The sequence below is a fragment of the Vulcanithermus mediatlanticus genome (genome assembly GCF_055385885.1).
Genome location: NZ_AP042385.1, coordinates 417,618 through 435,711, shown reverse-complemented (window position 1 = coordinate 435,711; position 18,094 = coordinate 417,618). Strand labels below are relative to the sequence as shown.

Annotated in this window: 17 protein-coding genes and 1 riboswitch; of the genes, 12 read left to right on the top strand and 5 right to left on the bottom strand. The window is 66.9% G+C overall.

What is annotated here, in order from left to right; translation table 11 throughout:
- Positions 1-6: 6 nt before the first annotated feature.
- The 5 genes from ACZ5BT_RS03170 to ACZ5BT_RS03150 form a co-directional block, all read right to left on the bottom strand.
- A complete protein-coding gene (locus ACZ5BT_RS03170) occupies positions 7-654 on the bottom strand; it encodes a ribonuclease HII (RefSeq protein WP_464885177.1) in 648 nt (215 codons plus the stop codon).
- The gene (locus tag ACZ5BT_RS03165; protein WP_464885176.1) at positions 641-1,303 is read right to left on the bottom strand and encodes an LOG family protein; all 663 of its coding nucleotides are present in this window, start codon (positions 1,301-1,303) and stop codon (positions 641-643) included. The genes ACZ5BT_RS03170 and ACZ5BT_RS03165 overlap by 14 nt, the downstream gene beginning before the upstream one ends.
- Positions 1,300-2,775 carry a PASTA domain-containing protein gene (locus tag ACZ5BT_RS03160; RefSeq protein ID WP_464885175.1) on the bottom strand — a complete coding sequence of 492 codons (1,476 nt, stop codon included), beginning with the start codon at positions 2,773-2,775 and terminating at the stop codon, positions 1,300-1,302. Before ACZ5BT_RS03160 ends, ACZ5BT_RS03165 begins: the two co-directional genes overlap by 4 nt.
- A gap of 82 nt (positions 2,776-2,857) precedes the next feature.
- Positions 2,858-5,068 carry a S8 family peptidase gene (locus tag ACZ5BT_RS03155; protein WP_464885174.1) on the bottom strand — a complete coding sequence of 737 codons (2,211 nt, stop codon included), beginning with the start codon at positions 5,066-5,068 and terminating at the stop codon, positions 2,858-2,860.
- Positions 5,069-5,079: 11 nt separating this feature from the next.
- Positions 5,080-6,543 carry a carboxypeptidase regulatory-like domain-containing protein gene (locus tag ACZ5BT_RS03150; RefSeq protein ID WP_464885173.1) on the bottom strand — a complete coding sequence of 488 codons (1,464 nt, stop codon included), beginning with the start codon at positions 6,541-6,543 and terminating at the stop codon, positions 5,080-5,082.
- A gap of 228 nt (positions 6,544-6,771) precedes the next feature.
- Here ACZ5BT_RS03150 and ACZ5BT_RS03145 point away from each other — a divergent pair, with 228 nt between their 5' ends.
- From ACZ5BT_RS03145 to cobT, 12 genes are all read left to right on the top strand, one after another.
- The gene (locus ACZ5BT_RS03145; RefSeq protein ID WP_464885172.1) at positions 6,772-7,563 is read left to right on the top strand and encodes a class I SAM-dependent methyltransferase; all 792 of its coding nucleotides are present in this window, start codon (positions 6,772-6,774) and stop codon (positions 7,561-7,563) included.
- Positions 7,560-7,967, top strand: coding sequence for a secondary thiamine-phosphate synthase enzyme YjbQ (locus ACZ5BT_RS03140; protein ID WP_464885171.1), 408 nt, complete (start codon positions 7,560-7,562; stop codon positions 7,965-7,967). The genes ACZ5BT_RS03145 and ACZ5BT_RS03140 overlap by 4 nt, the downstream gene beginning before the upstream one ends.
- 70 nt (positions 7,968-8,037) lie before the next feature.
- Positions 8,038-8,196, top strand: a riboswitch (cobalamin riboswitch).
- Positions 8,197-8,326: 130 nt separating this feature from the next.
- On the top strand, positions 8,327-9,205 hold the full coding sequence (locus tag ACZ5BT_RS03135) for an ABC transporter substrate-binding protein (protein ID WP_464885757.1): 879 nt from the start codon (positions 8,327-8,329) through the stop codon (positions 9,203-9,205).
- 9 nt (positions 9,206-9,214) lie between these two features.
- On the top strand, positions 9,215-10,234 hold the full coding sequence (locus ACZ5BT_RS03130) for a FecCD family ABC transporter permease (RefSeq protein WP_464885170.1): 1,020 nt from the start codon (positions 9,215-9,217) through the stop codon (positions 10,232-10,234).
- Complete coding sequence (locus ACZ5BT_RS03125) at positions 10,224-10,985, top strand: ABC transporter ATP-binding protein (RefSeq protein ID WP_464885169.1); 762 nt, start codon at positions 10,224-10,226, stop codon at positions 10,983-10,985. The genes ACZ5BT_RS03130 and ACZ5BT_RS03125 overlap by 11 nt, the downstream gene beginning before the upstream one ends.
- Positions 10,982-11,314, top strand: a complete 333-nt coding sequence (locus tag ACZ5BT_RS03120) for a hypothetical protein (RefSeq protein WP_464885168.1) — start codon at positions 10,982-10,984, stop codon at positions 11,312-11,314. Before ACZ5BT_RS03125 ends, ACZ5BT_RS03120 begins: the two co-directional genes overlap by 4 nt.
- Before the next feature lie 3 nt (positions 11,315-11,317).
- Positions 11,318-11,830, top strand: coding sequence for a cob(I)yrinic acid a,c-diamide adenosyltransferase (cobO, locus tag ACZ5BT_RS03115; RefSeq protein ID WP_464885167.1), 513 nt, complete (start codon positions 11,318-11,320; stop codon positions 11,828-11,830).
- Positions 11,831-11,851: 21 nt separating this feature from the next.
- Entirely contained in the window at positions 11,852-13,192 is a 1,341-nt protein-coding gene (locus ACZ5BT_RS03110; protein ID WP_464885756.1) for a cobyrinate a,c-diamide synthase, read from the top strand.
- A complete protein-coding gene (gene cbiB, locus ACZ5BT_RS03105; RefSeq protein ID WP_464885166.1) occupies positions 13,164-14,069 on the top strand; it encodes an adenosylcobinamide-phosphate synthase CbiB in 906 nt (301 codons plus the stop codon). The genes ACZ5BT_RS03110 and cbiB overlap by 29 nt, the downstream gene beginning before the upstream one ends.
- Positions 14,066-15,073 (top strand): pyridoxal phosphate-dependent aminotransferase, encoded by a 1,008-nt coding sequence (locus ACZ5BT_RS03100; protein WP_464885165.1) that lies wholly within the window; start codon positions 14,066-14,068, stop codon positions 15,071-15,073. Before cbiB ends, ACZ5BT_RS03100 begins: the two co-directional genes overlap by 4 nt.
- Entirely contained in the window at positions 15,070-17,034 is a 1,965-nt protein-coding gene (locus tag ACZ5BT_RS03095) for a cobyric acid synthase (RefSeq protein WP_464885164.1), read from the top strand. Before ACZ5BT_RS03100 ends, ACZ5BT_RS03095 begins: the two co-directional genes overlap by 4 nt.
- Positions 17,024-18,085, top strand: a complete 1,062-nt coding sequence (gene cobT / locus ACZ5BT_RS03090; RefSeq protein ID WP_464885163.1) for a nicotinate-nucleotide--dimethylbenzimidazole phosphoribosyltransferase — start codon at positions 17,024-17,026, stop codon at positions 18,083-18,085. Before ACZ5BT_RS03095 ends, cobT begins: the two co-directional genes overlap by 11 nt.
- The last annotated feature ends 9 nt before the right edge of the window (positions 18,086-18,094 follow it).

The following is an 18,094-nucleotide window of genomic DNA, read 5'->3' as shown; positions in this document are numbered from 1 at the left end:
TCTCGCTCACCGCCGGCGGCGAGGATCCCCGGGCCGCCCGGGGCCTTCGGACCCTTCCAGAGCCGTAAAGAGCGGTGCCTGGCGCACGGGGGAAAAGCGCCTGCGGTGGAGCGGTGTCGGGCCGAGCCGTACCAGGGCGGCCTTGTGCTCCCGGGTGGCGTAGCCTTTGTGGCGCGCGAACCCGTAACCGGGGAAGCGGGCATCCAGGTGAACCATGAGCCGGTCACGGCAGACCTTGGCCAGCACCGAGGCCGCGGCCACCGATGGGCTCAGGCGTTCGGCCTTGGGCGGTGCCAGGAGGGGGATGTCCACCTCGAGGCGTAGGAAATCGGTGATGAGCAGTTGGGGAACGAGCCCGAGCCGCTTGAGGGCTCTGGCCGCCGCCAGATGGGTCGCGGTCAGGACGCCGAGCCGGTCCACCTCGGCGCTCGAGGCCCAGCCCACGGCTGCGGCCAGGGCCACGCGCCGGATCTCTTTGGCCATCCTCTCCCGGGCATGTGGCGAGAGGCGTTTGGAGTCTTCGAAGGGGTAATCGCCAGGGGGGAGCACGACCGCTCCCACCGCCACCGGCCCCGCCAGGGCACCGCGCCCCACTTCGTCGATCCCGGCTACGGTGAGGCCTTCCTGCCAGTAGGGCGTCTCAAGTCCCCACATTGGGCTCGTGGCTTTGAATGTAGGCGACGGCTTGCTGGGGCGAGTCGACCAGGGCGAAGAGGTTCTCATCCCCCGGGCTGATGGCCTTGGCCTTGCCCATCGTTTCCCGGATCCACTCGGCGAGCCCCCGCCAGTAGTCGACCCCGAGGGCGACGACCGGGAAGTGGTGGACTTTTCGCGTTTGGATCAGGACCAGCACTTCAGAGAGCTCGTCGAGCGTTCCCAGCCCGCCCGGGAGCACGATGAAACCTGCCGCGTAACGCACGAACATCACCTTGCGCACGAAGAAGTAGCGGAAGGTCAGGGCATGGGTCTGGTAGGGGTTGGGGTGCTGTTCGTGGGGGAGCTCGATGTTGAGCCCGACCGAGACGCCGCCGGCTTCAAAGGCCCCGCGGTTGACCGCTTCCATGGTGCCCGGCCCGCCGCCGGTCACCACCCCGTAGCCGGCTTCGACCAGGGCCTTGCCGAGCTCGTAGCCCATTTCGTAGGTGGGATGGTCGGGGCCGAACCGGGCCGAACCGAAAACGCTCACCAGCGGCACCTTGATCTCGGAGAGGAGCTCGAATCCGTCGACGAACTCGGCCAGAATGCGGAACATTCGCCAGGCGTCGCCGTGGTGGAGTTGGTCGAGGATCCCCTGCTGGTTCATGGCCCACCTTCCTGCGGGGTCGCGGTCCATTGCTGATAGAGGAAGTCGCCGACGTAGAGCTTAAAGAGCGCCTTGCCCTTGACCGGGACCTCGCCCTCGATCTTCCAGCCCTTTTGGGTGGGTCCTTCGTAAAGGGTCCGGGTGCCGTTGTCGTCGGTCACGGTGAGGCGGACGGGCTTGCCCTCCAGCCCTGGAGGCAGGCTCAGCCGGATGGGGACCGTCGGCCCCTGCTCGGCTGGCGGGGGCAAGGTTGGGGGTGAGGTTGGCGGTGTGGTTGGCGTCTGGGGCGCGGCGCCGTTCGTGGGGAGCGTTTTCGGCCTGAGAACTTCGACCGCTTCGGCGATGGTGAGCGTGACCGGGGTTCCCTCTTCGATCACCGTGCCCGGCTCGGGGGTCTGGGCGATGACGGTGCCGGGGGCTTCGGGGCTCGGCAGCTTTTCCTCACGCCCGAGCGTGAGCTTGGCCATCGAGACCAATGCTTCGGCGGTTTTGGCCGGGAGGCCCTGGAGCTTCGGCACCATGGTGAGCGGTTTTTGGGGGCCTTCGGAGACGAGGAGATCGACGCTCTGACCGGTCGGGAGGGCAAACCCCACCGGGGGCAGTGTCGCGAGCACGGTACCTGCGGGTGAGGCGTCGTAGGCTCGGACCACACGCCCGAGCTGGTAGCCTTCGGCCTCGAGGCGCTGGCTGGCGACCGCGAGGCGCTGTCCGACGATCTCGGGGACGCGATGCGCCTTGGGTCGGTTGACAATGAGCCGGATTCTGCGGCCCGGCTTGATCTGGGTGCCGGGCGGGGGAGTGATTTCGAGGACCGTCCCCGCCGGCTGCTCCGGCCGGCTCTCTTCCTGGAAGACGATCTCGAGCCCCTTTCCCCGGAGCGCTTTGAGCGCTTCCTGGACCGTGCGTCCGGTGATCTGGGGAACGGTGAAGATCGGAGGGTTGAGGTAGCGATCCACGCCGATGGCGCCCAGGGCGAGGCCGAGGAGGCCGAGCACCAGCCCCGGGAGCCAGCGGAAAAGGCTGCGGGTTCTTGGGATCCGGTCGGTCGCCGGGCGTGGGGGGCTGGCCTGGAGTTCGGGCGCCAGATCGAGGATCTGGAGATGGCCGCCAACGAGACTGACCGCTTCCGGGTTGATCGCGTAGCCAAGGGGGGCCAGCGCGTTTTCGATCTCGGCCAGCTTGCGACGAGCGCGCCGACCCTTCGGGGGGACGATTTCGTGGCCCTGGGGCCAGAAAACGTAGTAACGGCCGGGCTTGGCGCTGACCTCGAGGCCCTGCGGTAAGACGCCGAGGCGCTCAAGCTTTTTAAGGGCGTTGCGATATCGGAAGAAGGCCGCGCGTGACTCAGGGTCGTGGACCTCGAACCAGTAGAGCTTTCCGGGACCGCTCGGACCCTGGACCTCGAGGGTGCGCACGAATCCTCTGAGCGGACCTTCGCGTAGGACCTGGTATTTGCCCACCACCTCGGGCACAGACCGATTATACGGGCACCTGGTGGGGCGAGCCCCCTGCTATGGTCGTGCCACAGCAGGGGGCTCCCTGGCGCGGATCGGCTCAGTAGACGGTCAGGAGGTTGGTAAAGCCCGCGTTGCCGCCGGAGAGGGCGGAGTAGATGACCGAGAGGTTCGTATTGACGTCGCTGCCCTTGGCGATGGGGATCGGGCCGAACCGTTTGGTGATGCCGTTCATGGTGACCGTGATCGTGATCTGCGTGTCCTGGCTCGCGTTGGTGGCGTCTACGCTCACGATGTAGGGCCAGCTGGTGGCCTCGCTCGGGGTGTGGCTCGCGGGCAGGGTGTAGGTCTCGCTGGCGGTGGTACCGGTGCCGTCGTCGTCCTGATTGAATGGGGAGTTCTGTTGCCCGCTGCTTACCTTGGGGGTGTTCCACCCAAGACCGGCTTCCAGGATGGCCAGGTCGAGGTCGTTAGGCGTGTTGGGATCGCCGGTCCCGGCCCACTCGATGGTCACCTGCATCGTGGAGTTCAGGGTCGCGGTCAGGGTATCCGGGGCCGTGATGTCGCTCCCCGCGTTGACGGTGAGCGTGCCCGGGGTGACGCCGTTATTCGGATCGCCATCCGAATCCCAGCTGGTCCGCTCGAAGGGCCAGGCGGCCATGGCGCTGAAGTCGGTAATGTCCTGGCCGGAGACCATGACGTCGTAGGTTCCGGGGGCAATATCGGCGAAAATGGCCTCGCCCAGATCGTTGGTCTTGGCCAGGTACTTCACCTCGCCGTTTTGCAAAAGCTGAACGTCGACTGCCGGAAGAGGTACGCCACCGTTTTCGGTGGTTACGGTGACCTTGGCCACCCCGCCTTTTTCGGTCTGGGCCGTTTGCGCCAGGATGGCCTTGACCTTATCGACGAGCTTTTTCAGATTGATCCGACCCCAGCCGGTGCCCCGGTCGAAGCCCGGGGGGCCGATGTCGTCGGCGGTGGATTCCAGCAGGCGGCGAACCTCGTACGGCGTGGCCGCGGGGAGGAATTGCTTGATGAGCGCCACCGCCCCCGACACCTCGGGCGTGGCCATGCTGGTGCCCGAGATGCGGTAGTAGTACTGGCCGGTCCAGCGGGGCCAGGTGGAGAGGATGTCCACGCCGGGGGCACTCACGCTGATGTGTCCGCCCGAGGTCGAGAAGTCGGCCTTTTGGTCCTGGCCGTTGGTCGCCCCCACGGCGATGATCCCCGGATAGCCCGCGGGGTATTGGACTTCGTCTTGGAACGAATTCCCCATGGCTACGGTGATGGTGACGGTTCGGTCGGGGATACCGTCCCCTGCCGTGCCGCCCCCGGTGCCGTCGTCGTAGGCGGGGAGCGCCTGGCCGGTGGTCACGTCGTAGCCGGTGAGCGCCGAGTCGAGCGCATCCTTAACCACCTGGCCGTAGCCCTTGCCGCCGAGGCTCATGGTCAGGATGTCGGGAACGACGCCGTCGCCGTCAGCGTCGGTGATGGCGGCCCACACGCCCTGGGCGATGGTGAAATCGCTGGTGAAGGGACCGCAGAAGACCTTGATGTCCATCAGGGTAGCGTTGTAGGCCACCCCGGCGACACCCTCGTTGTTATTGCCCCTCGCGGCTGCGATTCCGGCGACGTGGGTGCCGTGGATTTCACCCGTTGAGGCGTCGCTCCCCGGCGGGATCAGGCCGCTCGGTGAGAAGCAGCCGGTGGCGTCCCAACCGTTGACGAAGGCTCCGGCCAGATCCGGATGCTGGCCGTCGATGCCGGTGTCCACGACCCCGATGACCACCCCGCTGCCGTCAGGTGTCGTGCCCTGGCCATCCATATCGGTGGCCCACGCGTCTGCGGCCTGCATCACGTCGTGGTCCCACTTTTGGGCCTCGAGGGGGTCGTTCAGCCCCACCTGGGCCGCGGCGGTCCCGATGGCGGTGACCGCGGTGCCCTGCGGCGTGGGCAGGGGGTGTTTAAAGTTCGGCTGGGCGTAGCGCATCCCGCGGGGCTTCTTCGCCCGGAGGATGCCCAGCGCCTGGGATGCGCTGGTCCCGCTTGGGAGTTCGACCAGGGCGGCCTTGAGCCCGGGGATGGTGTCGATCACCCGGGCGCCGCCGAGCGCCGAGAGGATTTCAGGCAAGTCGCCGCTGTTTTGGTAGCCGATGACGATCTGGTCCGGCACGTGGTCGGCGGTGATGGCCACCGGCTGGGCCGGAATCGAGGGGCCCGACCCTTGGGAAGTTGAGCTGGTCGTGCTCGGAGTGGTGGAGCAGGCGGCCAGGAGGAGGAGTCCGGTGAGGAGTACGAGAATTTTTCGCATTCGTGACCTCCTTAGGGTGCGGTGGTGAAGGTGAAGTGGTCGGACGAGGGGACGCCGTAGGGGAACCAAAGGCCGAGGCCGTCAGCGGCAACCGAGACCGCGGTGGGGTTGACGGGGTTGTCAAGGGCGTAGGCCTCGATGAGTTGCCATTCGTAGGATCGGCCCTTTTGCAGCGTCTCAAACGCGGTTCCGTTGAAGCTGCCGTCCTGGTTCCAGGTCCACTGGGTGATGTTTTCCAGGGCCATGACCGGGTTGTTGGTGAGGAAGGCGATCTCGCCGCTCACGGTGTCCCACAGCGCGGCGGCGTAGTAGTGGTAGGGGCTGACCGTGGCGCTCGCTTGCCAGGAGAAGGTCGGGGTGACCGAGACCCCGGTGGCATTATCGCCGGGTGAGACGAGCGAGACGGTGAAGGCCTCGAGAGGCGTGGTGCTGAGGATGTTCGACGGCTCGGACTCCTGGTCGCCGATGAACGCGGTCATTCGGTAATAGACTTTCCTGCCCGGGGCGAGTTCGGGGCTTGCGTCCACAAAGGAAACATCTCCGGCGGCTACGGTACCGATGGCGGTAAAGCTGAAGCCGTCGAAGCTGCGGTAAATGCGATACCCGTAGGGGATGCCGTCGGGAATGCCACTGAAATCGTACCGCGGGCTCCAGACGAGCTGTACCCAGAGGTTGCCGCCGGTGGGCGCAGCTTGCGGGCTGACCTGGAAGAACTGGACCGGGCTGGAGAGCGTGACCGCCAGAATCCCCCTGAGATCAGGTGCGGTCAGGGTGAGGTTCCCCGGGCTCGGGTGATTGATGGTGATGTGCCGTCGGAGTTCGGTCCGGTTGCCGTTGGTGTCGTAGACCACGACGGTAAGGGTCGTGGGCCCGCTGACCGCGTAGTCGAGGGGGTTGAGGTACGCGTCGCCGGTGTCGTTGGTCTGGGAGAAGAAGGCACGCGTACCGCTTAAAAACCCGGCGCCCGGCGTCTTCCCGAGGGCGGCGTAGATGATGTTGCTCGTGAGCGGGCTTTGGGGCGTGACCTGGACCCGGTAGAGGATCGGTCCCTGCGAGGCGTCGTAGGTATCCCCTTCGTTCACCCATTGCAAGGTGACCTGTGGGGGCTCTGTGGGCCAGTTGGGGTTAAAGGCCTGCCGTTGGATGATGGTGAGTTTCGTAACCTGGTTTTTCTCTACCTTGACGTTCAAGACCTGGGAGCCGGCATAGCCGTTTTTGCTGGCCACGAAGTCGTACAGGCCGGGTTCCAGATCGATCTTGAACGCGCCGTCACTTCCGGTGGTAACGGTTGCAACCGGCTGGCCAGCCTTCTTGACGCTGATCTGTACGCCAGCGATCGTGCTCCCCGCGTTCGCGCTGACGACATAACCCTCGACCCCGCTCGGAGTGGGCGTCGGCCAGAAGAAGTTCTGGTTGCAGCTGGCAAGGATGAGGGTGAGGAACAAGAGTGAGGATAAGACCAATTTTTTTCGCACGTAAACCTCCTTCCAACGAGCGACTTGGATGCTCTGGGCAAAGTGTGTGACGAGACCTCCCTGCTGCGCCTATCTCGGGGATGCTCTTTTCCTTCTGGGTTCCACCTCCTCTCCAGGGTTATTTTTTGGAAATCTTACGCCAGCCGCGAACGATAACCGGTGAGATTTGCACCACGGCTTCCCGGCTTTTGGCTTATAAGGAATAGATTGGTATGATACCTCCTGAGCATGGAGCCCGCTCGAGGCCGAGTGGCCTTCGCCTACGACCGAACGCGCTATCATCCCCCTGAAGTCTCGGGGCGCATCGCGACAGCCATCACCGCCCCGGTGGAGCGGCGGTTCCGTGATCCGCACTTCCTCGAGCTGGGCGTGGGCACCGGCCGGATCGGGGTTCCGGTGCTTGCCCGGGGGTTCCGGTTCACCGCCGTCGACAACGACCCGGCGATGCTCGAGGTCTTCCGCTACAAGATCGCCGGGGTCAACCGAAAGGTGCAGGTGGTTGAGGCCGACGTGCGAGAGCTGCCCTTTGAAAAGGGGCGTTTCCACGCGGTGCTGAGCGTTCACCTTTGGCATCTGATCCCCGACTGGCAGCGGGCGTTGCTCGAGGCCATCCGCGTTTTGGCCCCCCAGGGCTTTCTTTTTGAGGGCTGGGACGAGGGCGTAGGGGAGAGCGAGGACTGGCGCATTCAGGAAGTCTGGCGGGAGATCCTCAAATCCCGCGGGTTCGAGCTCAAACGGGGGCGGCACAAAGCGCGGTTGATGGAGGTGGAGAAAGCCCTGCGTAAGCTCGGGCTCGAGCCTGAGACCCAGGTCGCGGCGGAGTGGGTTGAAGAGCGGACGCCGCGCCAGAGCCTCGAGGCCATCGAGGAGCGGCTCTACTCGTTCACGCACCAGGTCCCGGAGCCGGTCTTTCGCGAGTCGGTTGAAGAACTCTACCGATGGGCCCGGGCCACCTACGCCGATCTCGATCAGCCCATGCCCATCCGCTGGCGTTTTATGCTGCGAACGACGGCGTTATGAGAACGATTGAGATCCAAACCCCGAGCCGGGAGGCCCTGGTCAATCTGACCGCCGAGGTAAGGGCGGCGGTGAAGGGCGCAGGTTTTACCTACGGCGTCGTTCATCTCTACAGTCCTCACACCACCGCCGGGCTCGTGATCCAGGAAGGGGCGGACCCCATGGTGGCGGAGGATCTCCTGCGGCGATTGCGCGAGCTCATTCCCCACCATCACCCTGCCGACCGGCACCTCGAGGGCAACTCCGACGCCCACCTCAAGACGGCGCTGGTGGGCCAGTCGGTGACGGTCCCGGTGCGGGGCGGGCGGCTTTTGCTCGGCACCTGGCAGCAGATCTTCCTTGCCGAGTTCGACGGACCCCGGCGGCGTCAGGTCTGGGTCAGCTTCCTGGCTGCGGCCGTCGTGTGATCGCCGTGCCCTTGAAAACTGGGTTCGCGGGTTTTAGCCTGGGGGTGTCCCCGATACGGGGCATAAAGGCTGCCAATACGAGGCCCCTGGTGCCTGGGCGCGTAGCTCAGGCTTAAAGTGGGGAAGTCCGGTGAAAGTCCGGCGCTGTCCCGCAACGGTAACCGGGCAAGCATAGGAGCTTGCGTCGTTGCCCGGAAGCCCGAACACCTGCCAGGGGAGCCCAGTGCGCCCCGCCTGGGCACCTCTCGCGGAAGAGGGGAAAGGGGGGTTCTCGATCGTCGCTTACCCCGCCTTTTCCCGGTGGGGATTTTTCGTGCCCCACCTCCGAAGCCGGCAGCCTAAGGAGGTGGTTTTTCATGTTGAAGCGTTGGTTGGTTGCACTTTGGTTTTTGGGCTTGGCGATCGCCACGTCGTACCCGCTCACGGTTCAAGACGACCTCGGACGCACGGTGGTCCTGCCCGAGGCCCCAAAGCGCGTGGTGGTCATGCTGCCCTCGGCGACGGAGACCCTTTGTGCGATCGGGGCCTGTGATTTGATCGTGGCCACCGATGATTATTCCAACTGGCCGGCGTTGGTGAAGTCGCTGCCCAAGGTCGGGGGTCTTTACAACCCAAACATCGAACGGATCCTTTCGTTTAAACCAGACCTGGTGATCGCGTCCAAATATGGCAAGCTCGCCGACACCCTGAGCCGGGCCGGGATTCCCACCTACGCGGTGAAGACCGAGACCTTCGAGGACATCTTTAAGACGGCACGGGCGCTCGGGCGGCTCGTCGATCGCGAGGCGGAGGCTGAGGCCTTGGTGGCCAGGATCCAGGCCGAGGTGTACCGCCTGGAGTCGCTCGCGGCCAAAGCCAAAGACCGCCCCACCCTCTACTACGAGATCGACCCCACGCCCTACACCGTGGGTCCGAAGTCCTTTATCGGCGTACTGATCGCCAAAGCCCGGGCAAAAAACATCATCCCCGCTTCGCTCGGGCTCTTCCCCAAGATCAGCCCCGAGCTGGTGGTGGAGAAAAACCCTGCCGTGATCGTGCTCGGTGACGCCCCCTATGGCGTCACCCGGGAAAAGATCGAGGCCAGACCTGGGTGGTCGGGGATTCAGGCGGTTCAGGATGGGCGCGTGTGTGAGCTGAGCAAGGAAGAAACCGATGTCGTCCACCGTCCGGGCCCCAGGGTGGCCCAGGGCCTTGAGGTCCTCATCCGGTGCGTGCACCCCGAGGTGCTCGGGCAGTAGAGGATCTTCGTGGAACGATCCCGGCGTCGCTACGTGTGGCTCGGTCTTTTGCTCGCCCTCATCCTCTCGGTCCTGCTCGGGGTGATGGTGGGGGCGGTCCGGGTGCCCCTGGCCCAGGTCGTTGCCTCGGTGACGGGTGGGCTTTGGGGGGGTGAGGTCAACCCCGTGATCTTTGAGATCCGCCTGCCCCGCGTCCTCGGGGCCACGCTGGTCGGCGCCTTGCTGGGGGTTGCCGGGGCCACCTACCAGGGTCTTTTCCGCAACCCTCTGGCCGATCCCTATTTGATGGGGGCGGCGAGCGGCGCCGCATTAGGGACAGCGGTGGCGCTGTCGGTCGCGGGTGCGCTCTCCTCCTCGTACGCGGCCTGGATCGCCTCCGAGGGGACGGGGTGGGTCCCGCTCTTCGCGTTTTTGGGTGCCATCTTTGCCGTCTCGCTGGCGCTTTTCCTGGCCGGCGGGGTGGGGCGAACCCAAGATCTCATCCTGGCCGGGGTCGTGGTGGGCGCGGTGCTCACCGGGCTGACGACTTACCTGATGATGAAGGACGCCGATCGCGTGCGCGCCGTCTTCGCCTATACGCTTGGCAACCTCTCGTTCGTCGGCTGGCCCGAGGTACACCGGCTCGCCCTCTATTTCCTGATCACCGTTCCGCCGCTTTTGCTCCTGGCCCGGGTTCTCAACGCGCTGCAGCTCGGCGACGAGGTGGCGCGGAGTTTGGGGTTGCCCCTCGAGGCCCTCAAATATGCCCTGATTGCCGCGAGCACGCTGGCCACGGCGGTGGCGGTGGCCGTGGCTGGCATCATCGGTTTCGTGGGTTTGATCGTCCCCCACACCCTCAGGCGGCTCGGGGGCGGAGACCACCGTTTCCTGATCCCGGCGAGCGCCGTCGGAGGGGCGGTGCTCATGGTACTCGCTGACCTCCTGGCCCGGGTCGCGGTCCGGCCGGCGGAGCTCCCGGTGGGGGTGGTGACCACCCTGCTCGGGGGGCCCTTTTTCCTGTATTTGCTCCGGAGGTCCCGTGGCGCTTGAAGCGAAGGGTATCGTCGCCGGGTACGGCAGCCGGATCGCCCTTTCGGGGCTTGACCTTTCTTTGGCCGGTGGGGAATGGCTTGCGCTGCTCGGCCCCAACGGTTCGGGGAAGACCACGCTCTTGCACGTGTTGACGGGGCTCATGCGTCCTTTCCGGGGCGAGGTGTGGGCCGACGGGGTCCCCCTTTTGGGGATGAGCCCCTGGCTGCGGGGGCAAAAGATCGCCTACCTGCCTCAAAACGGGGCGGTTCCTCGGGGGATGTCGGCGCTGGAGGTGGTATCCCTCGGCCGAACGCCCTACCTCGGTCTGCTGGGGCGGATCGGCCCTGGCGATGAGGAAGCGGTGCGCTGGGCCATGGAGGTGACCGAAACCTGGGGCATCCGGGATCGCGCCCTCCATACCCTCTCCGGCGGCGAGCGCCAGCGGGTGATGCTGGCCCGCGCGCTGGCGGCGAGGCCGCGCTATCTGCTCCTCGACGAGCCGACCAATCACCTCGACCTCCAGCACCAATCCCGGCTGCTGCGCCTGCTTTCCAGGCTGCGTGCCGAGGGCATCGGGGTGTTGACCGTGCTCCACGACCCCAACCACGCCCGCCCCGCCGATCGGGTGGCGGTCTTGGTCGAAGGCACCGTGGTGGCGAGCGGGCCTTACGAGGCGGTGGTGCCGGGCCTCGATGCGATCTATGCCGGATGGGTCAAGGTCGTGCGGACGCCGGGGGGGGCGGTGGTGTTGCCGAAATGGGAGGCATGATGCGCGGTTCGCTCAGGGCAACCGGCAATCTTTTGGTCATCGACCTCGGCGAGGTGCGCCGGCTGATCACCGAATCCGGGCCTCGAATCGCCCGCTACGTGGTCGTGGTGCGCGACGGCGCCACCGGCCAGGCAAAACGCCCGGTCGGTCCCTTATTGCTGCGGCACGGCGTTCCCCCGGGGGAGACGCTCATCTACACCACGGCCTGTGACACCTTGGACTTCGAAATCGTCGATGGTGCGGTGGTGGTCGGCGGGGTGGCCGTCTATCCCGACGGGCCGCCCGATCTGGTCTTCACGCCGTATTACGCCTGGACGGCAGGAGAGTGAGGCATGGGCCGTTTTCTGATCATGACCGGTGAGGGAAAGGGAAAGTCCACGGCCGCCTTCGGGCTTTGCCTTCGGGCTTACGGACGGGGCATCGCCCCCATCGTGCTGCAGTTCATCAAGCGTGCGGATGCCAACTACGGCGAGCACCGCGCGCTTTCGGCGCTGGGGATTCCGGTGATGGCCCTGGGGGATGGCTTCACCTGGCGGAGCAAGGACCTCGAGGCCACCAAACGCCTGGCGCAAGCGGGCTGGGCGCGGGCGAGCGAGGTCATCCGCTCGGGGCGCTACGGACTGGTCGTCCTCGACGGGCTGACCTACGTGCTCAATTTCGGCTGGCTCGACCGGGCTGAAGTGGTGTCGGTTTTCACCCAGCGCCCCGAGGATCAGCACCTGGTGGTGACCGGTCGCGATGCGCCGGCATGGCTGGTGGCGATGGCCGACACCGTGACCGAGATGCGAAAGGTCAAACACGCCTACGACCAGGGGATCCCCGCCACCAAAGGCATCGAGCTCTAGGGAGGGGGCAAAGGGGCATTGCTGGAAATTCCCCGTTTGGTGATTGCGGCGCCTCACTCCGGGGCAGGGAAGACGACGGTGTCCCTGGCGCTGGCGCTGGCCTTTCGCCGTCTGGGGCTTTTGGTTCAGCCGTTTAAGGTCGGGCCGGACTACATCGACCCCACGCACCTGGGCCGGGTGGCGGGCCGGATTCCCCGCAATCTGGACCGCTTTTTCCTCGATCGCGAGGCCTTGCGTTGGCTTTTCGCCCGGGCCACGAGGGACGCCGACCTGGCCCTGATCGAAGGGGTGATGGGTCTTTTCGACGGCAAGGACGCCCGCGGACAAAAAGCCTCGACCGCCGCGGTGGCTAGGGATCTGATGGCGCCGGTGGTCCTGGTCGTCGATGCCCAGGCCATGGCCGGCTCGATCGCCGCGCTGGCCCGGGGCTTTTGCGACCACGATCCCGAAGTGCGTGTTGCCGGCGTCATCGCCAACCGGGTCGCCGGACCCCGCCATGCGGCGATTCTCAGGGAAGCCCTTCGCGCCGTAGGGCTCCCCTTGCTCGGCTACCTGCCAAGGGATCCGGCCCTGACCCTGCCCGAGCGACATTTGGGGCTGGTGCTGGCGGGGGAGGTCTCGCTGCCCGATGACGCGCTCGCCGCCGCCTCGAGGACGCTCGATGTCGAGGCGTTGCTGCAGGTGGCGAGGCTCGCCCCGCCCCTGCCCCGGGGCCGGGCCCCGTACCCTCAGGACCTCCGCTTCACTCCAGCCCGGATCGCCCTCGCCCGGGACGAAGCATTCAGCTTCTATTACCCCGAGGTGCTGGAGATGCTCGAAGATCTGGGGGCCGAGTTCTTGCCCATGAGCCCCTTGCGGGACCAGGCCATTCCCGAGGGCGCGGGGGCCATCTGGCTCGGGGGTGGTTACCCCGAACACTATGCCCGGGGCCTGGCGGAAAACCGGGCCATGCGCGAGGCCATCCGGCGTTTTCCGGGGCCGATCTATGCCGAGTGCGGCGGGTACATCTACCTCTCGCAAGCCCTTTGGTGGCAGGGACGTCGCTACCCGATGGTCGGTCTTTGTCCCGGCGAGGCCAGGATGCGGTCCCGTCCGACGCTTGGCTACCGCGAGGTCCGGGCCATCGCCGACACCCCTTTTGTGGCCCGGGGGATGCTGGCCAGGGGGCACGAGTTCCATTACGCCGAACGCCCCCCTTCGCCCCGCCCGGTTTGGCAAAACGTCGCCGACGGGAAGGTAGAGGGGTGTGGGGACTCGCGGGTCCACGCAAGCTTTGTCCACCTGTATTTGCTCTCAAGCCCGGGCATTGCCAGGCGTTTTCTGGAGGCGGCCGGTGGTCGTTTGGCTTTCGGGCATCCTTGACCTCGCATTCGGCGAGCCGCCGACGCGCTTGCACCCGGTCGGGTGGCTCGGGAAGTGGCTTGACCGCTGTGAACGGGTGTGCTATCGCGATTCCCGCCGGTCCGGGGCCTTGGCCTTGGCGCTGGCCCTGGCACCGGTTCTCGCCGCCGCGGGGTTGGCCGAGTCCCTGGCGCTGGCCCTGGAGGATCCCTGGCGGGTGATGGTCCTTGCGGTTTTGCTCAAGCCGAGCTTCGCCCTTCGAGGGCTCTTCCAGGCCGTCGCCGCCGTCGAGCGGGCGTTCGACGGCGGTCTGGATGCGGCCAGGGCGCGGCTTTCGGAGATCGTGAGTCGCGATACGAGGCGCCTCGATGCCGGCGGGGTCCGGATGGCGGCGATCTCGTCTTTGGCCGAGAACCTTTCCGACTCGGTGGTGGCACCGCTTTTTTACTACGCGCTCTTTGGCCTTCCCGGCGCCTGGGTTTACCGGGCGGTCAACACCGCGGACGCCATGTGGGGGTACACCGACCTTGGGGGCGTGGAAGGCGCGGGCGATCCTCGAGGGCGTCGCTACCGTCACTTTGGCTGGGCTGCGGCCAGGCTCGACGACCTTTTGAACCTGGTCCCTTCCCGCCTCGCCGCGATCTTAATCTTCCCCAGGGTTTGGGCCCTGGCTGGGGAGGCGCGAAAAACGCGGTCTCCCAACGCCGGCTGGCCCATGGCGGCGATGGCTTTGGCGCTCGGCGTTCGCCTGGAAAAGCGCGGACACTACGTTTTGAACCCTGGTGGTCGGGTACCCGGGGGACGCGACGTGACCCGCGCCCTAATTCGGGCTGGGACCGCTGCCTCGGGGGCCGGGTTTCTGCTGGGCTTGCTGGCTGGCTTGGGGGGAGGGCGGTGAAGCGGGGCGGGTTTTTCGACGCCTCGATGCTCGTGCGTCGGCACGGCGGTGCCGACGACGGCCCCGAACCTCGTTACGACTTCTCCACCAACGCCAATGCCTTGGGGCCGAATCCGGTGGTCCTCGAGGCGATCAGGAACGCCGATCTCTCGCGCTATCCCGAACCCACTTACCGGGAACTTCGTGCCCGGCTGGCCGACGATCTTGGTGTCTCGCCCGAGGCGGTGGTCGTGGGCGCGGGGGTGAGCGAGCTCATCTTCCGTCTGGTGGGGTTACTCGGCGGCCCGGTCCTCACCCAGCCGCCCACCTTCGGTGAGTACGCGCTGGCGGCCAGGGTGATGGGGCAGGCGGTCCGCGAGGCCAGGGATCCGGTCGCCTTCCTGCGGCTTTTACCCGAAGCCGAGCTGGCCTTTCTTTGCCTGCCCAACAACCCCACCGGGGCGGTGCCGGATGAGGCATTTTTGCACCGGGCGGCGGCAATCGCGGCCCGGCACGGCACGGTTTTGGCGCTCGACCTCGCCTACCTTCCCCTTTCCGAGGTTGCGGTGGCCCTACCCGATTCCGCCCTCCTGCTCTTTTCGCCGAACAAGGCCCACGGCCTCACCGGCATCCGCGCCGGCTATGCCCGGGTCCCCGACCCCGATCTGGCCGGGGCGCTGCGGAACCGTGCGCCCTCGTGGGTCCTGGGTGCGTTGGAGGTGGCCTTTTTGAGCGCGAGCCTGAGCACCGATGCCCGTTCGTGGCTTTCGAGAACGGTGCCCAGACTCCACGCCTGGCGGCGATCGCTGGCAGTGGGCTTGGCCGATCTTGGCTACCCGGTCGTCGAGGGAAAGGCAAACTTTCTCATGGCCCGCCTGGGGAGGGTGGCGGTGAAAAGGCTCCGCCACCAGGGCATCCGCGTGCGACCGCTCGGCGATAAGGGCCTGCCGGAATGGGTCCGGCTCGCCGCCCTGGGGCCGGTCGCCCAGGCGGCGCTCTTCCGTGGGTTGCGGGAGGAAGGATGAGCCGAGCGATTGCCGTTTGGGGGACGGGCTCGAACGTGGGCAAAAGCCTTTTGGTGACTGCCCTCGCCCGGTGGTACCGGCGGCAGGGGTTTCGCGTGGCCCCCTTCAAAGGGCAGAACATGTCGAACCATGCCCGGGTGGCTGAAGGTGGTGAGATGGGCGCCGCCCAGTATTACCAGGCCCTGGCCGCGGGCGCGGTTCCCGAGGTGCGTATGAATCCGGTGCTTTTAAAGCCCGAGGGCGAGCGGCAGAGCCAGGTGGTGGTGCTCGGCCAGGCCGACCTCGAGCTCTCCCGGATGCCCTGGCGGGAAAGAAAGGTGCGGCTTTGGCCGGTGGTCCGGGAGAGCCTGGCGGCGTTGATGGCCGAGTATGACCTTTTGCTCATTGAAGGGGCCGGGAGCCCGGCGGAGATCAACCTCATCGACGCCGACATCGTGAACCTTCGGGTGGCCCGCGAGGCCGGGGCGCCGGTCTTGCTGGTGGCCGATATCGATCGGGGTGGGGCGTTCGCCCACCTCTATGGGACCTGGGCCCTCCTCCCCGAAAAAGGTCGCTCGTTGCTGCGGGCGTTCGTCCTCAACAAGTTTCGCGGCGATCCCGACCTCCTGGCACCGGCGCCGGAGACGATTTGGCAAAGAACGGGGCTCTACCCCCTTGGCGTTCTCCCGATGCTGCGGCACCGGCTGCCGGAAGAAGACGCGGCCACGCTCGGCACGCAGACGGGGATCAAGGGCGGGCCGCGGGTGGCGGTGGTGGCCTATCCCTTCGCCTCGAACCTCGACGAGTTCTGGTCTCTCGGCGATCTGGCCCGGCTGCGCCTGGCGCGGGTGCCGGACGATCTCGACGATGCGGATTTGGTGGTGCTTCCGGGTTCGAAGAACGGGGGCGCCAGCCTCGCCTGGCTTTTCGAGAGCGGAATGGACGAGGCGGTCCGCGCCAAGGCCGGGCAGGGGATTCCGGTCCTGGGAATCTGCGGGGGGATGCAGATACTGGGCCAGGAGATCGTTGATCCATTTGGGGTTGAGTTTGGCGGCAGGGCCCGGGGGCTCGGGCTCTTGCCGATCGCGACCGAGCTGGACCTCAAAAAGCGGGTGAAAAGGCGGGTGGTTCGCTTTGGCCAGGTTGAGGGATTTTTCGCCCCGCTCGGCGGGATGGAGTTTTTGGGGTACGAGATCCACCACGGGAAGACCGTGGCCCACAAGGCGAGCGCGGTTCTTCCCGAGGGGCTCGGCTTTCAAAAGGGCAACGTCCTGGGGGTTTACCTCCACGGTCTCTTCGAAAACCCCGGGGTTCAAACGGCGCTCTTCGGCCGGGCGGCAAAGGGGCTCGACTCGACGTTTGATGCGCTCGCCGATGCGGTGGAGGCGCACCTCGACCGGGCCTTCTTGCTCGAACTCGCGGAGCGGGGTTTGGGGGCAAGGCGCCCGGTGAATCCGAGGAAGGTGTTCTTTCTCGGCGGGGCCCGGAGTGGCAAGAGCCAAAGGGCCCAGGCCCTGGCCCGGCGCTTGGGGGGCGATGCCGTCAGCCTGATCGTGACCGCCAGGGTCGAGGACGAGGAAATGCGCGAGCGGGTGCGGGCGCACCAGCGCCAGCGGCCCGCGAGCTGGGAGGTCCTCGAGGCCCCGCGCGGGGCGGCCAGCGCGGTTCGGGCGGCCAAGCACAGGGTGGTTTTGCTCGATTGCCTCGCCTTGCTCGTGGCGAGCGCGCTCCTCGACGAAGGTGAGGCGGCGGCCCGGGCCGAGGTGGAAGCGCTGGTTGAGGCCATACGGGACACCGCCAAGACCGTGATCGTGGTTTCCAACGAGGTAGGCATGGGCGTGGTGCCGGCCTACCCCTTGGGCCGGCGCTACCGCGATTTGCTCGGCTGGGCCAACCAGCGGCTCATGGACGTGGTGAGCGAGGGGTATCTGGTGGTGGCGGGACGGACGGTTCCGCTCAAAGGAGGCTGGGATGACGTTTGAAATCGAGACCGTATCCGACGAATGGCGCCAGCGGGCCTGGCAGCGACTCGATCGTCTCACCAAACCGCCTCGTTCGCTGGGGCGCCTGGAGGCCATTGCCGCCCAGATCGCCGCCATTTTGCGCGATGATCGTCCGGTTTTGGGCAAAGGGGCGGTGGTGGTGGCCGCCGCCGATCACGGGGTGGCCGAGGAGGGTGTTTCCGCTTATCCCCCCGAGGTGACCTGGCAGATGGTGCAAAACTTCCTCGTCGGCGGGGCGGCGATCAACCAGATCGCGCGCGTCGCCGGGGCCGAGGTCTGGGTCCTCGACGTGGGGGTGCGGGGACCGGCTTTTCCCGACCACCCGCGCTTGATCCCGGCCCGCGTTCGCCAGGGGACCGGGAACATCGCCCGGGAAGCGGCGATGCCTTTGGAAGCGGCGGAGGCTGCCCTTATGGCCGGGAGGCAAGCGGGGCGGCGGGCCATCGAAGCCGGGGCGACCCTGCTCGCTGCCGGCGACATGGGTATTGCCAACACCACCGCGGCCGCCGCTTTGGTCGCCGCCTTTCTGGACCTGCCGGCGGCTGCGGTCACCGGCCGGGGCACCGGGGTCGGGGACGCGGCCTACCAGGCCAAGCTGGCAATGGTCGAGCGCGCGCTCCGTCGCGCCCGGGATGAGCTCGGCGATTTCAGCCGCTCAGACCCCCTCGCGGTGGCGGCCCAGCTTGGGGGCCTTGAGCTCGTGGCCATCGCGGGCGTGTTTTTAGCCGGGGCCGAGGCGGGCGTGCCGCTGGTGGTGGACGGGTACCCGGTAAGCGCCGGCGCCCTTCTCGCGACCCGGCTGGCGCCGCCCCTCCGGGACTATCTCTTTGCCGGTCACCGTTCGGTCGAGCCCGGGCACAGCCTGGTCCTCGAGGCGCTGGGCCTGAGGCCGCTGTTGGAGTTCGAGATGCGCCTCGGGGAAGGGACCGGGGCCGTGCTGGCCTTCCCCTTGCTCCGAGCCGCGGCGGCGGTCCTGTCGGGGATGGCGACGTTCGAGGAGGCCGGGGTCAGCGGCGCCGGTGAGCGTTGAAGCCGCCGG

Excerpts from the sequence above, each read along its gene's own strand:
- ACZ5BT_RS03120 (WP_464885168.1), top strand. The coding sequence starts at position 10,982 with ATGATGCGCGGTTCGCTCAGGGCAACCGGCAATCTTTTGGTCATCGAC.
- ACZ5BT_RS03145 (WP_464885172.1), top strand. The coding sequence starts at position 6,772 with ATGGAGCCCGCTCGAGGCCGAGTGGCCTTCGCCTACGACCGAACGCGC.
- ACZ5BT_RS03155 (WP_464885174.1), bottom strand. The coding sequence starts at position 5,068 with ATGCGAAAAATTCTCGTACTCCTCACCGGACTCCTCCTCCTGGCCGCC.
- cobO (WP_464885167.1), top strand. The coding sequence starts at position 11,318 with ATGGGCCGTTTTCTGATCATGACCGGTGAGGGAAAGGGAAAGTCCACG.
- cobT (WP_464885163.1), top strand. The coding sequence starts at position 17,024 with ATGACGTTTGAAATCGAGACCGTATCCGACGAATGGCGCCAGCGGGCC.
- ACZ5BT_RS03170 (WP_464885177.1), bottom strand. The coding sequence starts at position 654 with ATGTGGGGACTTGAGACGCCCTACTGGCAGGAAGGCCTCACCGTAGCC.
- ACZ5BT_RS03140 (WP_464885171.1), top strand. The coding sequence starts at position 7,560 with ATGAGAACGATTGAGATCCAAACCCCGAGCCGGGAGGCCCTGGTCAAT.
- ACZ5BT_RS03165 (WP_464885176.1), bottom strand. The coding sequence starts at position 1,303 with ATGAACCAGCAGGGGATCCTCGACCAACTCCACCACGGCGACGCCTGG.
- ACZ5BT_RS03095 (WP_464885164.1), top strand. The coding sequence starts at position 15,070 with ATGAGCCGAGCGATTGCCGTTTGGGGGACGGGCTCGAACGTGGGCAAA.